The sequence below is a fragment of the Arthrobacter rhombi genome, assembly GCF_039526245.1.
GTDB lineage: Bacteria > Actinomycetota > Actinomycetes > Actinomycetales > Micrococcaceae > Arthrobacter_H > Arthrobacter_H rhombi.
Genome location: NZ_BAAAIV010000005.1, coordinates 1 through 14,799, shown reverse-complemented (window position 1 = coordinate 14,799; position 14,799 = coordinate 1). Strand labels below are relative to the sequence as shown.

Genomic DNA, 14,799 nt, shown 5'->3' with positions numbered 1-14,799 from the left:
GACGTCGCCACGGATAGCAAACGTGATCGAGTGGGCCCCTGGCCGCCGACTTCGTCCGTCATGGCGAAAGCGGCATCTACCGCACCATCGTCTGTCCCCGAGAATCCGCACCCCGGCGCACCAGCGAGTAGACCTGGTCCGCCCATGCAGCGCTTCCGACCGTTCAGCTGCGGTACTTGTCCAGCAATTCGCCGGGAATGTGGCAGGAGTCCTCGGGGAAACGCGCGAGCCGATGCTGGTGCTCATCGGCGCTTCGCACATAGTTCGTGAGCGGCAGTACCTCGACTGCGATCCGTTCGGCGTCGTCTCTCGCGGCGATGAAGGCTTGCGCCCGTTCGAGATGCGTAAACGTGTCGGAGTACACGCCGGTGCGATACTTTTCGCCGGCATCCGGCCCCTGTTTGTTCACGCTGTAAGGGTCAATGATCTCGAAGAAGCACACCATGAGTTGCTCGACGCTCACGACGGCCGGATCAAATCGCGTGAGTACACTTTCGGCGTACCCATCGTAGTCACCGTCAATGGACTGGCTGGTGCCGTTGGCCCTTCCGGCCTCGGTGAACGTCACCCCCCTCAACGTCGCCATAAAGGCCTGCACACCCCAGAGGCAGCCACCCGCGAAATGAATGTCTTCAGTCTCGAACGCCATGTCCATCTGATGATGCTACGGCCGCGCCACGCGACGAGAGAAAACGGTCGATCAGACGGTGGAGCGAAATTCCACCCGCCTCATGACGGTTCGGACCCTCTTGGACCAGGCCAGGCTGACGAGCGGTTCCCGGGGGGTAACACCGCCCCGCTGACACCAACAACGGCGAAAATCGTCAGTCGACCTTCTTCACGACGCTCGGCTTCAGCTGCATCCGACCGAAGCCGGGCACTGTGGCATCGATATCGTGGCCATCGACGCCGTCCGGAAGGAGACGGATACCCTTCACCTTTGTGCCCACCTTGACGGTGCCGCCACCGCCGCCCTTGACCTTGAGGTCCTTGGCGATCGAGACGGTGTCGCCATCGGCCAGCACATTCCCGACGGCATCCTTGATTTCGGGATCCCCGGCTGCGTCGCCCTCGACCGCAGCGCCGGCGTCCCACTCGTGACCGCACATCGGGCAGACCAACAGCGTGCCCTGCTCGTACGCGTATTCTTCACCACAAGCCGGGCACGGCGGCAACTGCTCAGACATTGAAGCGGAACTCGACCACGTTCCGTAGCCGAACAACCTCTGCCTCGGACCCGTCATGCGCCCTCGTCCAACCGAGCCAAATAGCCACGGATCGCCGGCAGGTCGACCACGAGAGTGTCCCAGACAGCCCCGTAGTCCGTTCCTTCATAGTGATGGGCCAGACGGTCACGCATACGCTTGATGAGCGACCAGGGCACATCGGGATGCAGAGCTGTCGTCTCCGTGCTCAGTCGCGCAACGTTTTCCCCGATCTTGATGATCAGGGACTCCGCTGCCAGGCCAGGGACGTTCTGCGGGTCGTCGACGAACCAGGCGTGTCCACGGGCAACCAGAACCGCGCCGACGTCACACAGGCGCACGATCTCCCGCAGCGCAGCTGCATCCCGCCCCGTCATACGGCAACGGCCGTGGTCAGCACCTCATGATCAGCTCGCAGGCCGCCATCAGTCACCACGTCGACCTCGACTCCGAGCAGTTCCGTCGCCCGCTCAGTGAACGCGGCCAGCGCCATCAATCCGACGCCGGGCGAGCGTGTCACCAGGATGTCGAGGTCACTGCCCGGTTCGTCTGCCCCGCGCACTACCGACCCGAAGACGCGAAGGTTCGTGAGGCCGTAGTTCCCGGCCAACGTCACAAGCTCGTGACGGTGCTCAGCCAGCGCCTGATGAGGCAGCGGGCGGGCGGCGCGTCGCAGGCGCTCCAACATAACCGCCGAAGCCCTGCGTCTGCCGGCCTCGTACGCCGCGATGTTGGGTTGTGCCACTCCTGACCGGTCGGCCAGCTCAGCTTGGCTGAGACCGGCCTCCTCACGCAGTTGTCGTACGGTGTTCACCATGCAACTATCATATCGCGTGATATATAGACCCGCGAGGCTCGAGACCCCTAACACGTTCAATCGGACTCCACCGCTTTGCAATACTGAGACCCTCTCGACGCGCCGGCACTTCGGGCTATCCAGACTCCCCGGCGCGTTTCGCGATGTGCGATTAACCGAGGCTCTCGAAAACCATCGTTGCCTGGATGCGGTCACCGCCACCGATTCCCTTGCTCCCGCTACTCGCAGTGGTAATGGTGTGGAGTCGATAGCCCTTCGCGGCCTGCTCGTTAATGGCCTGCTCAAGGGAGGACAGGTTGCCTGAACCGGTTCCCCAGAGTTTCTCTTTGAGGATTACCTGTACGACGACATAGTGCATGACGTGACTTCTTCTGTTGCTGGTCAATTTGGAGTCATGCTACTCGATGCTGCGAGGTCCGGGCATAAGCGTGCATCCCAAAGGTCCTGAAGGAAGTAAGCCCTGCCAGCCGAAGCGCCGAGCGCACGGCTCCGCAGCCTTCTGCGTGATCCGCACTTCGACTTGCCGAACCTTGCCCGCGTTCCGAATGAATGCCGCCAAGACGCCAGGTGGAATTCTCAGGGCGCCGTCGCCTCGGCGAGACGTCGCGGCTGCCGCCGCCAATGTACCCCTGCGATGTTTGCGGCGACCTGCCCACAGAGCCCGGCTGTTCTGTCTTAGCCCGGAATTCGACAGGGGATTAATCCAGACACTCAACCCGACGAAACTCGCTGTCAATCATGGCGTGACCCCAGTTAGCTCATGATGGGCGTTCTAGACAACGCAATTCCTGGCCTCCAGCTTGTAAGCCGATCGAATAGCAGATTCGGCAGAATCGTGGGGAAGCTGACTACACGTTGAAACGGGAATTCCACCACGTTTCGTAACCGATCAACATCACCGGCGCCTGCGATCCCAGCTACGTCCTCAGGCTCCGCGGCCGGCGGCCCTCGCGTGGCGGCGTCACTAACGGGGGCGCCGAAATGGGTAGGGCCACCACCACCGATGTTGCGATCGGCGCTCAGCCCTGCGTCGAGCAGTGTCCAGATAATCATCACGCGCTGGGACAAAGACCGACTCAGGCAAACTCAGCGGCGCACGATTCAACTCACTTTCTGCCAGCAGATGGCTAATTGCCCTCGGCATCAGCCGCATCCCGCCAGAACCTTTCACGGACCGCATGAGCTGTCCGCCCTGCTCAGTGAGCCTCATCCTCCAGGATGGATCGACCTCAGCAAGGCCGGAACCCACCAGGATAGATATTGCCGTCTCAATCTGTGTCCTTGAAGGCACATCGGCCTGCCGCATGTCCCATCCTGACAGCAACCCGCGTATCGATGAGGGGTGCTTCCCTCGACGGAGCAGGGTCATAAGCGTCGCGGCGTCCTCCGTGTCTCTACGGTCCATGAAGTTCAGGCTAGCCAGCTTCGAGCCCCCGCCGAATCGGGAACAGCCACCGTTCCCGAAGTACTTGACGTTCCCGTCGGTCCAGGAAGCGAAGAAAGAAAGGCCCGAGATGCGATCAGCATCCCGAACCTTTCTCAAGCAATTGGTCGAGGCCTATACATTGAAGCGGAACTCCACCACGTTCCGTAGCCGAGCAACCTTTGAGATTCCTATCGGGGTCCGATAAAAAAAGTCTTGGTCGATTCCCTTTGGATAACTGGATAAGCGTACAAAAACGGAATCCTCTCCGTCGCCGTGCGCCTGATCGGACGGCGGAGTCGAGACCATCGTGAATTCATACAAACTAACGACGCTGTCGCAATTCGGCCAATGCCCTCTCACATGACGCAACCACTTCTGGTTTGTCCGCTTCGCGTCCAGATTCGCGAAGGTTGCGGACACCTTTTACCCACGTGCGAAGGTCGGCTCCCTCATCTCGGCGAATGACTGCTCTAACTACTCGCTCCCACTCCTCATCAGGCCAGGGAGAAGCACCATCTAGTCGACTTGCCGCAACGATGGCGCTTAGGTGGAGCGCTGCACGCTCCGCAGGAAGCTCGCCTATCCCATCCGCAAATTGGCGAATGCGCTCGAAGGAAGTGGTGAAAGTGCGCTTTCCTACTTCGGTGGAAAGGCGGATCTCTAGACGTTCCACCGAAGCTTGGAACATCGCGCTGAGCGCGGCGGACAGCGTCATCCAGTCCGGCTCCGGTCCACTCACTTGCATCGTCAGCGCGTCCTCGTCCACTTGAACCGAATCGCAAGTGAGATTGAAGGCTCCAAGGAAAAGCGCCACAGCAGCGAGGCGGTCTCTGGGTGCCAAGTAGGCGTCACAGCTTAGATCTGCCCCAAGTCGAGTCATGGCAAGAGTAACTCCTACGAACGTCGCCGTCGTCGTTTCGAAATACGCGAGGACCTTGTCGACAAACTCATCGGAGGAAAACTCTTCGTCGCCGATTCGGATACCGCCCTCCGCCAGATCCAACCCAGCGTGACCTCCCGCGTTCCTCAGGGCGGGTGTGAGATTCTCGTCAAGCATCAAACCGGGGTATGTCGACGCGGCCTTTTTCGTGGCGTGACCGCCGCTTTTGCCAACCAGGCGATCGTACTCATCCATGGAACTTGCCAGCATGGTCGCCAAAGCATGCCGGAGGACTCCGTCTCGCCACGTCGCCACGGCAGCAACCGCGCTCTGTGCCGTCTCGAGTTCGCTGCTGCCGAGCGATGAAATCGTAAGGTGCATCGACATAGCTCCGCTCGCGAGGTAGGCCGCCGCGCGCGCATGAGCACGTCGCCAATTGCCCGATCTGGCGAGGACGTGACCCACCTTGGTTGTCACATTGTCAGCGACGCCTATGGCCTCGGAGAACGCTTCCAAGTCGAATAAGTTCTGCGCTAAGAGCAGTATGGTTCGCGATTGGAGACCCATGCCCGGTATCGCCGCGTCCCAGCCGACTCCTGATGAAAGAACGGCGTCAAGCTCGGTTATGGACGATTCCATACCGATGCTCACGCGTGCCTCCCGTCCGATGCGGTTCATACCCTCCAATGGCGATCCGCTTGCAAACGCCTCTTCAGCCGCATCCAGCACAGTGATTCCATCGAGGACTGCCTCGGCCTCGCCAATGAGGTCGTTGCCCTGCCGTTGAAGTCTTTGAGCCGCATGCATGTCTGGGGCACAGAGCGCGTCCACAAAGATTTCCATTCCTTCCGCGAACGTGCGAATGGCCTGACCGATCACCTTGCCACGGTTCCGTCTCGGTCGCGGCAGCAGCTTGCTCCAACTTGCCACCAGCTGGTCCATGTCACCAAAGGCGGCGACCAATGCGTCGGCGGAACGTCCAGATCTAGACACCTCGGAAAGCGCCCGAAGCACTCCATTCAGTGACCTGTTGAAGTCCGCGGACAGAGAATCCGCATCGGGGTTGACAGTATGGTCGGGCACTCTACGTCCAGACCTGAATTCTGCAACGACGCGTTCACGACGCTGGAGGTCGTATTGAATTTCATGAGTCTTTGGTCGCTCCCCGCAATCGTGACAGGCCCGCGCGAGGAGCCGCTCAGCACCGCATCCCCCACACGTGATCGTGCTGAATTTCAGACGCATTTCCTTGTCCCGCCACCCCTGACCCAAGATCCATCCTCCCGATAGCTACCACTCGTCTGTGCCTTCCAGTACACCACCCGGCCGCGACCATCGTGTTGATAGGTTAGCCATCAGACTCACCGGCGCCCGGGCAATCTTGCATAGATCGGCAGACAGACGCCAAAGACGACAACGAATGTCAGATAGCTCCAACGCGAGAGATATCGTGCAAGCCGGCGTTGATGCAGGGCCTCCGCTCGTTAGCGCGCTGGGCACAATACTGTTTGAACATGTCCATAAACGCGAACGACCCCGAGTACAAAGTGTATGAACCGAGCTTTCCTCCCGGTCGCGATCCAAAGTTCATCGAGTGGCAGAGCCAGCTGGAGACTCTCTCGTCGTCCGAGGTTTCAATTCGCCAAGCGACCGCAGTCGGGCCAGACGGCCGCCGAGTCCAGGATCTGCAAGCTCTCTGTGCGCCGATATTCGTTCAGACTGTGGGGGCAAACGTCACAACAATTGCCGAGCGGGTCGTGCTCCTAGCCGAAATTGGGGGCGTTCACGTCGGTTATTGCGTTACGTTCGCGGGACGCCTAGAGACTGATCCCCTCTTCATTCAAGTAGTGGCGGTTGCTCCGAAAGCTCAACGTCGAGGAGTGGGCTTGGCGCTGCTCACCGCAGCGGCGAAACAACATCCCCGGCGCAACATGGCGCTTGCCACCCGGGGCGACAACGCGGCGGCACTATCGCTGAACGACAAATTCGCTAGCTGGATTGGCGCTAGCATCCGTAGGGTTAACCTGGGGACCTATTCGGATAGCGATCTCGGAATCTCGCGAGGAATGGGATACCGCAGTTGGGAAATACATCGCCCCTGAAGTCATTTAAAGAGTCGGGTTCCCGGATAAGTATCGCTGTAGGCAATGACACCCGCGCGCGCTTTGACTAAACCCCAGCGGCCTCGCGTTCGGCTTGATTGTCCAAGGGAACGGCTGACGACGTCGTCCGCCTTCGCCGGCTACTCGGCGCGTTCCGCCAGCGGTGACGCGAGACCGCTAAGATCGCGACAACGCGCGAGCCAGAGGTTAGAGCGAAAACCTAAATTCCACCGCGTTCGGGCACGTAGGGCCATCTGGCTCACGAGACACCTGCGCCCGACGTAACGAGGTCTCCGTCACCGCCCCTCGTCATCGAGTCTCAGCCAAACTCCGCTGACTGGGTCCGAGCGCGGCTAATCATCTCGATGGCCGGCCACGTCCCCGTGCCACTCGTCACGCAGCAGGCTGGACACGCAAACGCCGAGTTCACCCTGTCCCGTTACGTCTGGGCAGTCTCCGAAGCTCTGTCCGACCGAGGGCTCGAGCCCTGACCAGAACCGACACACCGACCAAAACCGACGGCGAAAGCGCGTGATCGTTCCTTCCGGCAACAGCAGCAGCCGAATAAGGTTGAAAGGAAGTAAAGGAACACGAATCCCGAGCGGAGAACAGCGATGACGATCTGCGCCGCTGAAGGCTGTGAAAACGTCGGAGCATTCAGGACGCGAACTCGCCCGACCTGGTGCGTTGAGCACCTGCACGTCCTGTACGAGGAAGGCGGACTCAACCTTCTCGACAGCTTCACCAAGCCGGCCGACTACCTCTTAACTCGCTGCATACGCTGCGGCTTCGAGGGCCATTACCGGTTCGAGTACGTTCTCGACCGCCGCGAGCACTCGGAACCAGTCTGCCGGGCCTGCTACTGGACCAGCTGGGTGAAGGGGGCTCGTAAGTACTCTGGGAACCGTCCCGTCGACCTCCACCACGTCCAGCAGAAGGCGGAAGCCAGCGGATTCACTTACCTCGGTCCCCTGACGAACCCCAGCCTCGAAGAAGACCCGCATGGAACGCTCTGCAACCGGTGCGGACGTGTCGAGGCCCAACGACCAGGCGACCTCGGATGGGGCTGCACCTGCAGCCGAAACTCGAAGACGGCGACCGCAGGAACCAAGAAGATAGCCGGAAAGAATCTCCTGAAGAACTCCGACAACAAGTACGTGGACTGGTGGGACCACGATCGAAACCCTTCGGAGTTGTGGGAAACCGCGAGACTCAAGGGACGAAACGAAGCTTGGTGGTGCTGCCCCGAAGGCCACTCTTTCGAACGGCGAATCCGGAATGTGACCGGCGGATACTCATCACCGTGTCCCGAGTGCCGTGAAATCGCAGCGAAGGAATGGGAAGCGAAACGGGCTGCCTACGCGGGTCTGACCATCGCAGATGTCCCGGAACTGCTGGAGGCCTGGGCGGAGGACATTCCGCCCGAGACAGTCCAGGTCGATGCATTTACAGGCGGTTCCGGCTACCGGTTCCGATGCCCCGCAAATGGTCACCGAAACACCCGACAGCCGCTGAGCTGGCTCTTCGGAGGTTGCTCAGCATGCAAGGCAGCAGAAACGCGAAGGCGGCGTGCGAAGAAAGCCGCTGATGACCCTACGGCCACGCGTCTGACAACAGAGATCGCCAGCCAGTGGCACCCAACCAAGAACGGCCAGCTCGAACTGGCTACCATCTCACCCGACTCACGTCGGGCCGTATGGTGGCGCGACCCCGTATGCGGCCACGAATTTCAGGCAACGCCCCGAGAGCGAGACAAGTACCAGCGCCACCGCTGCCCCGAGTGCCAAACGATTCTCGACTCGCTCGCCTTCCACTACCCCGACATCGCAGATGAGTGGTCCCCCGTGAACTCGGTTTCGCCATGGCACATTCGGCCGAATACAAGCCAGCTCGTCGAGCCACCCCTGTGGGTATGCCGACGCGACCCGGCGCACACCTGGCGGGCCATGCCGGACGCTCGGGTCAATGGCTCCCGATGCCCTGAGTGCCAGATCGTCGGAAAGTCGATGATTGAACGCCTGTACGTCGACGCTGCTCGTCAGCACTGGGGAGAAGCCCAGTCGGGACCGCGCATCCACTCGCCGGCGTTCAGCAACCACGCCTCATGGTCAGTAGACATTCGCGTCTCGCTACCCGATGGGAGATCCCTGATGATTGAGTACGACGGCTCCTACTGGCACAAGGACAAGGAGGACGTCGACCGCATCAAGAGCATGGACCTGCTCCACGATGGACACATCGTCGTCAGGCTCCGAGAAGCGCCCTTACCCTCCTTGGAAATTGAAGACCCGAACTACCACGAACTGCTTGTCTACTCGGGCGCCCAGGATCCAGGCAGGGACATCCAGGCAATTGACCAGCTGGTGGCAAATTGACCTCCTCCGGTGTGAACAGACTGACCTATATCATGAAAACCGCCTCTGACCCGCGGTTTACACATTGAACCTAAATTCCACCACGTTCCGGTACAGACCAACCTCTGGATCCTTTACACACCAAAGAGACCGGAACGATTCGCCTTCGGTCGTCGCGTCGCGCGGCAGTCGACTTCCGGCGCGCGGTGGTCAGCCAACGCCGTGGCCAAGGCGCAGCGCCACTTCAGCGCCGCTGCTACACTCAGGCTCGTGACGACGATCTACACAACCCAAGAGTGGAACGGCCATGGGAAGCAGAACTACTACTGGAACGAGTACAGGCTCGAAGGGGACACCGTCGTCAAGTACAAGTGCCACAGGCAGAAGTTCTTCGATGGTGATGAGAACACCTGGCAGGAGGACGAGACCCTCCAGGATTCTTGGGGCGTTGACGACTCGAACATGCCCGACTGGCTGAGGCAGCACCTCTGATCCGCGCCCTCGCTCCTGTAGCGCAGCGCAACCGGAACTCGACTACACATTAAGCCTAAATTCCACCGACGTCGCCTCACATAGGGCCATCTGAAGCGGCCCGACAGACGACTGCAAACACGAGTCGCTGCCGCCCCGATCGCAGCGAGGAACGGGACATTCTCCCTCCAAGTCTTCTAGTCGACGTTAGAGCCGGAAAGCCGGCCCGAATTCTCAGGCACCTGGACGCCCTCGGGAAGACATCGCCGCACAAGGTACTTGTCCCGCTCGAGCTAACTCAGCATGACGCTGCGCGTACCGTCGTGCGTGCGTGTTCGCAGTTCGCGGACACATTTTCGAATGAGTGTTACGCGAGCCCTTTGTGGACGGCACCTCGACCGCTCCGCCGTCAACGATCGGTCGCGAGCGGATCGTAGAGACGAAGGGCGACGGATCGTAGGCACGCTACTCGTCAGTTGCGAGCCTAGTGACTTTAAAGGGAACAACGAGCCGATCGCTCAGTTCGAACGCGAGTAGCGTGAGGGTCCTGTCCGGAAGTTCCAGGTAAGCGCGTCGGTGACATTCAGTAGTGCATTGCCCTCGCCCGCCCGGCGCGCTGCCCTGCAACCCGAACGTCTCCGAATAAGCGACATCCTCAGCGATCCGCTGAGCCGTCGATCACTTAGCCGTCGGACCCCTTCCGGATCACGGTAACGCGGCGATCGAGGTCCGTCTCGCCGCGGGCACCCATGGCATGCATAAGGTCCGTGGCCTCCCGCCCCAGCTGTTGGTCTCCGGAATCCATCGCTGCGGCGATCACCGGGGCTAGCGCTTCACGCCGAAGATCCCAGATGTCGCGGCGTGCCGTGTCTTCAGGCTTCAGGAGGCGAGTCAGCACAGCGAGCGCGTCAGCAGGCCTATCCGATGCGGCTTCTGCGAGCTGTTCGCCGATCATTCCATGCGTATCGAACTCAGGATCAAGTTCGACTGCCCGTCTCAGGCGCGGTAGCCACCAATCAGCGCTGAACTTGCCGCACCGAATAAACCAATAGAAGCCCTTGAGCTCTGCCTTGTCAGCAGAGTTCACCTCCACGTGTCGCACGCGCTCGTCCCAAAGCGCGCCGAGCCGATCTAAAATCGCATCGTCAACAACATCCGTGTGCAGAAAACTCCATGCGATGTGCCCGATTGCATCACCCCGGACGTCCGGTGGCGCCATCTCGTAGAACTCCCGCCGCAGCTCGTCGTTCTCGGCGATGTGGCCGCGAATGATCGCCTGAACCACCCACTGGCCAATGTGCTCCTTTGGCGTAACACGGTCACCCCATCCAACCGCGACTTCGTGCTCCTCACGCAGCGTCGCGATCATCGATCCGCTTAGAAATTGATACAAGCTTGGGTGGTAGTAGTGCATCGCAATCGCCGTGGTCAGCGCGATCTGCTGGTCCCGTGTCAGCGAGCCCGCTGAACCGAAGTAAGTAGCGAGATTCTCATACAGCCATTCGGGGACATTGTCGAGCAGTCGCCCTAGGCCTTCACCGAGCACGGCGCGAGAGGCACCTCGCGGATCGTCGCGGGCGAGTTCACCGTGCAGCGCGGTCGTCGACGCCTCGTACCACGTAGTCTCGCGGCCATGTGCGATTAGATTGACGAGGGCCCGGAGCATGATTGGCCACTGCCAGTTGAGTGAAGTCGTCAGCGGGTCCATGCTCGAGGCGTACACATCAGATCTCGCATAATCAGCCCAGGCCGCTTCGTCTCCGGACACTTCAAGGATAAGCCCCGCGACTATCGCGAGCCGCTCCGGAGTGATCCGCTCGGCATTCTTGGGTTTCGAAAGTTCTTCGAGAAGTCCGACGGCAGCCTGCTTTGCGGCGGTGAAATCAGCATCATCGTCGAATTGCCCACCTTCAAGTGGGAACCGTGACTCCCGACCATGCTTGACTGCGTCGGCTAGGGTCCCCAGGACCACGGCCCAGTCCAGGTCCAGGTCGGCCTTGCAAGCCGCTTCCCAACCCCCAATCGCAGCCCGGATGTAAGCGGGCCTGAGCCGCTCGATAAGACCGGTCGCCTCACCCAATGCACGCGGGTGGACGGTCAGCACTGCTGTGAGCGCGCGCGCCTGACCCTCGTGAGACGGGGCTGGCCCAAGTCGATCTCCAGTCACGTGCCAGCTCTCGAGTTGAGCCAGCAATTCACCGGGGCTCATCACGGCCATCTCGTCTTGCTCAACGGGACTATTCGGTCCAATCCAGGAGGTGACTTGGAACGAAGGACGAAGCGGATCCTCGAGAACCCCGCGCACCGCGTCCAGCCGGTCCAGTTCGACAACAAGGGCTGGTGCCAACAACTCGCGCCCGACGCCGCTCAGCACTTGGTGACGCCAGTGCTGATCCCACCGCGTGATCGAGGATTCGATCTCGTCGGTGGTTTCTCCCCTCGCCACCATGTTCGTCCGGATGCGACCGCGATCCTCTTCCGTAAAATGTCCCTGGTCGATAACTTGTTCAAGCACCTGCCACTCGGATCGCTTCGCAAGAGCGCGCGCAAGGGCCACGAATTCCAGCCGCGCACCTTCATCTCGGCTTTTTGGCCGCACTAGCATCTCCTTTCCGATCACCACCAGTGGCGGCGAATCAGGATCTGCGGCCGCTTCGAGAACGTCGGCGAGGGCGTACATCACAATGCGCTCAGTAATCAGAATCGGGGTGCGCTTAAAGAGCGACCATGTATCGGAAGCGTCGGTGGCGAACCCCGCAACGGCGCACGTGCACACCGCGTCAATGAGCGTGTCCTCGATGCCGTGCCGATCGTTGTGCTGTTGATCAACCGAAGAACGCGCGAAACCACTGTGGTCGAAGTCATCCCCGAACGTCTTCTTGATCCGCTCGTGTTCGATTAGCCACGGGAGAACAGTCCTCAGTCCGGCATCCCCAAGGGCCTCCAATAGTCGGGGCATCTCCTCGGCGTACCAGTAGTTCTCTAGTTCAACTACCGGGTCATGACCGTCGGCAGGTGCCTCTCGCGGCCTGAAGAGGCGATTCGCGAACGAGACTCCGTACCTCGTCTGACCTCCCTGCAACAGGTTGATTGCGAATTGGACCAGATCTCGCGGATCTGTTCGCCAGCCGAAGCCACCCGACGCCGCCCATGCGTTTAGTAACGGTTTCAGGCGAACCGCCTCTGCGGCTGGCACCTGGGAGCCGACTACGAACGCGGCTCTGCGAACCCAAGAGTTGGACGTCGCCTCTAGGCCGAGCAGTACGTCAACGACATCCCTCGGGGCCTCCGTGCACACGTTCATCAGGTAGCTGACCTCGGGCCAGAACACGTCGCGGATGTAGCCATCCCCGGTGGGCTCGGGCTCCGGGGGGTCGACGAAAACACCCAACTCAGCAAGCGGCTTAACCCAGTGCGGATTCTTCAAACCTTCGTAGAAGACCCGGCGAAGTTGATAGCTGGTAAGCCTGCGAACAGCGGCCTCGACCTCAGCCATGGCGGGAACGCTATACCTAGTCATGGTTGCCCCTCCTCGACGGGTCGGTTTGCTGCTGCAAGCAGGTCCTCAACGACGCTCTTGCTCACAAAGAAGGCGAGGCGAATCGCGTCAACGTGGTCCTCGAAGACGCGTATCTTGTCGGCTAACTGCTCGTCTGTAGGAATGGAGCTGTCTGGATTGTCGCCGAGGTGCGCCCACCTTGTGAAGTACATGCTCAGGCCGCGCCATTCACGCACGGCGGGATGCTTGGGATTGGCATCGTCTGTCAGGAAGGCGGCTAGATCACTCACGCGCCGCTGATCCTCGTATACCGCAGCATCGATGAGGCCATTGAAAGCTAGCGCAACGTCGCGCGGGACTGGAACGTTTTCAGCCTCGAGCGACAAGTCCATATCGGGGTACTCGACTCGGACCTTGGGAAGACTGCGCACCAGTTCCGATGACCCCTTGTGGCCCGCTACGGCACTACGATCAAGGCTTCCGCGACCGAGCATCACTGCGGTAGGCAGGCGATTGATCACCTCCCTCATGGAGTGGCATATCAGGAGAACTCGGGTTCGTTCATAACCGGGATCCGGCGTCTCGGCTAACAGTTCCCTCGCGATCCGGTAGGTGTTGCCGAGTTCGGGCTTCTGCGCCTCGAGCCATTCGGCGACCGCGCGCTGCTGAAAGAGGGCGTCGCTGGCCTTGCTCTGCTCGGCGTTCCCCTCATACAGCCGCTTGATCTTCGCGGCCTCGCCAAAGCCAGGAGCCATTGATTCTCCCATCGCCTGCACCTGCTCGAACAAATCAAGTTGAATACTACACAGCGCTAGGCAGTCTGATGTAGAGCTTTATTCACTGAGCATTGCCAGGAGGGTCGCGTTTCGACACACCCACGAACTCAAATGGCGGACCTTGAACCCGAGCTCAATCAGAGTTCCGGCAGTTACAAACGTTATGCCGGACGCCGCTTCGTCGACGCGGGAAACGGACGCATGGCGCTTCGACTGGATCTAATGCTAGTACGGACAGTAACGGCCCCAAGACGGGCAGAGAGGGCCCATGCAAATCCACTCATGCGTTACTCCTATGTCAAGCGGCTTGCGCTTGGCAAATTAGATCGTCGGTCTTTTGGGGTGTTTCGGTGGCGGCTCGGGTTGCTGTGGTCATGGTTTTCCAGATTGTCCGGGCGATTTGGGTCTTCAGGGTGCGCAGGGCCTCCATCTTCCCCTTCCCGGATTGGCGATGTTTCTCGTAGTAGTCCTTGCCGGGGCCCTCGAGCCTGATCTGGGTGACCGCGATGCGGTGGATGGCGCAGTTCAGCTGCCGGTTGCCCCCGCGGTTTAAGCGCATCCTGCCCTCGGTTTTCCCCGACCAGGCCGGGATCGGCGCGCACCCGGCGAACACGGCGAACTTCGCCGGGGTGCTGAACCGGGCGATGCCCGCGGTCTCGGCCATGAGCTTCGCGGCACCGGTGGAGGCGCAGCCGGGGATCTCCAACAGCTCCGGGACCGCATGGGCGGTCAAGACCTTCAGCCGCCGGTCCAGCGCCTTGATCCCGGCGCTGCCCCGCACGATGTCCTCCAGCTCCAGGGAGGCGATCTCGGCGACGAGGCCCTGGATGTCCTCCCGGTCCTCGAACCCGCCGAGGAAGGCCTGGACCTTGGCCTGGGCGGGGCCATGGCCAAGCGAGCGGGACGGTGGGTCCAGCTCCGGGTCGAGCTCATGCAGGTGCCACCGCAACCGGTTGACCGCCCGGGTCCGCTCGGCCACCTGCACCTCCCTGCGGCCCAACAGCAGCGCCACCTGCCGGGCCGGCCCGTTGGTGATGGCCGGTTGCAGGTCCGGGTTTCGCACCACGGCCCGGGCGACTGCCAGGGCATCGATCGGATCGGATTTGCCCCAGGTCCTGGCGATTCCGCGTTCGCGGGCCATGAGCTTCGTGTTCACCCTGACCACCGGTTCCCCGTGGGCGATCAGGTCACGCTCGAGCAGGCCGGGTCAAGCCCATTTGCGTGGTGTAAGTCGGTTGCCACGTGATTCTTGATGTTGGTTAGGCGCTC

12 protein-coding genes are annotated in these 14,799 nt (G+C 60.9%); 3 read left to right on the top strand and 9 right to left on the bottom strand.

Annotated elements, in window-relative coordinates; genetic code table 11:
- Positions 1–163 precede the first annotated feature (163 nt).
- The 6 genes from ABD088_RS04590 to ABD088_RS04565 form a co-directional block, all read right to left on the bottom strand.
- Complete coding sequence (locus tag ABD088_RS04590; protein WP_343900405.1) at positions 164–655, bottom strand: peptide-methionine (S)-S-oxide reductase; 492 nt, start codon at positions 653–655, stop codon at positions 164–166.
- Between the two features lie 169 nt (positions 656–824).
- Complete coding sequence (locus ABD088_RS04585) at positions 825–1,187, bottom strand: zinc ribbon domain-containing protein YjdM (protein WP_343900404.1); 363 nt, start codon at positions 1,185–1,187, stop codon at positions 825–827.
- Positions 1,188–1,240: 53 nt separating this feature from the next.
- Positions 1,241–1,582: a HepT-like ribonuclease domain-containing protein gene (locus tag ABD088_RS04580; protein WP_343900402.1), complete on the bottom strand. Its 342-nt coding sequence runs from the start codon at positions 1,580–1,582 to the stop codon at positions 1,241–1,243.
- Positions 1,579–2,022 (bottom strand): helix-turn-helix domain-containing protein, encoded by a 444-nt coding sequence (locus tag ABD088_RS04575; RefSeq protein WP_343900401.1) that lies wholly within the window; start codon positions 2,020–2,022, stop codon positions 1,579–1,581. Before ABD088_RS04575 ends, ABD088_RS04580 begins: the two co-directional genes overlap by 4 nt.
- A gap of 151 nt (positions 2,023–2,173) precedes the next feature.
- Positions 2,174–2,380, bottom strand: a complete 207-nt coding sequence (locus ABD088_RS04570) for a DUF4177 domain-containing protein (protein WP_343900400.1) — start codon at positions 2,378–2,380, stop codon at positions 2,174–2,176.
- Positions 2,381–3,770: 1,390 nt separating this feature from the next.
- Positions 3,771–5,270, bottom strand: a complete 1,500-nt coding sequence (locus ABD088_RS04565; protein ID WP_343900398.1) for a hypothetical protein — start codon at positions 5,268–5,270, stop codon at positions 3,771–3,773.
- A gap of 524 nt (positions 5,271–5,794) precedes the next feature.
- Here ABD088_RS04565 and ABD088_RS17230 point away from each other — a divergent pair.
- The 3 genes from ABD088_RS17230 (at position 5,795) to ABD088_RS04555 (ending at position 9,276) form a co-directional block, all read left to right on the top strand.
- Positions 5,795–6,430, top strand: a complete 636-nt coding sequence (locus tag ABD088_RS17230) for a GNAT family N-acetyltransferase (RefSeq protein WP_425546000.1) — start codon at positions 5,795–5,797, stop codon at positions 6,428–6,430.
- A 614-nt stretch (positions 6,431–7,044) separates the two neighbouring features.
- On the top strand, positions 7,045–8,805 hold the full coding sequence (locus tag ABD088_RS04560; protein WP_343900397.1) for a zinc-ribbon domain-containing protein: 1,761 nt from the start codon (positions 7,045–7,047) through the stop codon (positions 8,803–8,805).
- Between the two features lie 249 nt (positions 8,806–9,054).
- Positions 9,055–9,276 carry a hypothetical protein gene (locus ABD088_RS04555; protein WP_343900395.1) on the top strand — a complete coding sequence of 74 codons (222 nt, stop codon included), beginning with the start codon at positions 9,055–9,057 and terminating at the stop codon, positions 9,274–9,276.
- A gap of 661 nt (positions 9,277–9,937) precedes the next feature.
- Here the strand turns inward: ABD088_RS04555 and ABD088_RS04550 are convergent.
- The 3 genes from ABD088_RS04550 to ABD088_RS04540 all read right to left on the bottom strand — a co-directional run bounded on the left by ABD088_RS04550 (position 9,938) and on the right by ABD088_RS04540 (position 14,713).
- Positions 9,938–12,751 carry a hypothetical protein gene (locus tag ABD088_RS04550; RefSeq protein ID WP_343900394.1) on the bottom strand — a complete coding sequence of 938 codons (2,814 nt, stop codon included), beginning with the start codon at positions 12,749–12,751 and terminating at the stop codon, positions 9,938–9,940.
- 20 nt (positions 12,752–12,771) lie between these two features.
- Positions 12,772–13,542: a hypothetical protein gene (locus ABD088_RS04545; RefSeq protein WP_343900393.1), complete on the bottom strand. Its 771-nt coding sequence runs from the start codon at positions 13,540–13,542 to the stop codon at positions 12,772–12,774.
- A 286-nt stretch (positions 13,543–13,828) separates the two neighbouring features.
- Positions 13,829–14,713 (bottom strand): transposase, encoded by an 885-nt coding sequence (locus ABD088_RS04540; protein ID WP_343900740.1) that lies wholly within the window; start codon positions 14,711–14,713, stop codon positions 13,829–13,831.
- Positions 14,714–14,799 lie beyond the last annotated feature (86 nt).

Excerpts from the sequence above, each read along its gene's own strand:
- ABD088_RS04580 (WP_343900402.1), bottom strand. The coding sequence starts at position 1,582 with ATGACGGGGCGGGATGCAGCTGCGCTGCGGGAGATCGTGCGCCTGTGT.
- ABD088_RS04560 (WP_343900397.1), top strand. The coding sequence starts at position 7,045 with ATGACGATCTGCGCCGCTGAAGGCTGTGAAAACGTCGGAGCATTCAGG.
- ABD088_RS04550 (WP_343900394.1), bottom strand. The coding sequence starts at position 12,751 with ATGGCTGAGGTCGAGGCCGCTGTTCGCAGGCTTACCAGCTATCAACTT.
- ABD088_RS04575 (WP_343900401.1), bottom strand. The coding sequence starts at position 2,022 with ATGGTGAACACCGTACGACAACTGCGTGAGGAGGCCGGTCTCAGCCAA.
- ABD088_RS04590 (WP_343900405.1), bottom strand. The coding sequence starts at position 655 with ATGGACATGGCGTTCGAGACTGAAGACATTCATTTCGCGGGTGGCTGC.
- ABD088_RS04570 (WP_343900400.1), bottom strand. The coding sequence starts at position 2,380 with ATGCACTATGTCGTCGTACAGGTAATCCTCAAAGAGAAACTCTGGGGA.
- ABD088_RS04565 (WP_343900398.1), bottom strand. The coding sequence starts at position 5,270 with ATGGACCAGCTGGTGGCAAGTTGGAGCAAGCTGCTGCCGCGACCGAGA.
- ABD088_RS04585 (WP_343900404.1), bottom strand. The coding sequence starts at position 1,187 with ATGTCTGAGCAGTTGCCGCCGTGCCCGGCTTGTGGTGAAGAATACGCG.
- ABD088_RS17230 (WP_425546000.1), top strand. The coding sequence starts at position 5,795 with ATGCAGGGCCTCCGCTCGTTAGCGCGCTGGGCACAATACTGTTTGAAC.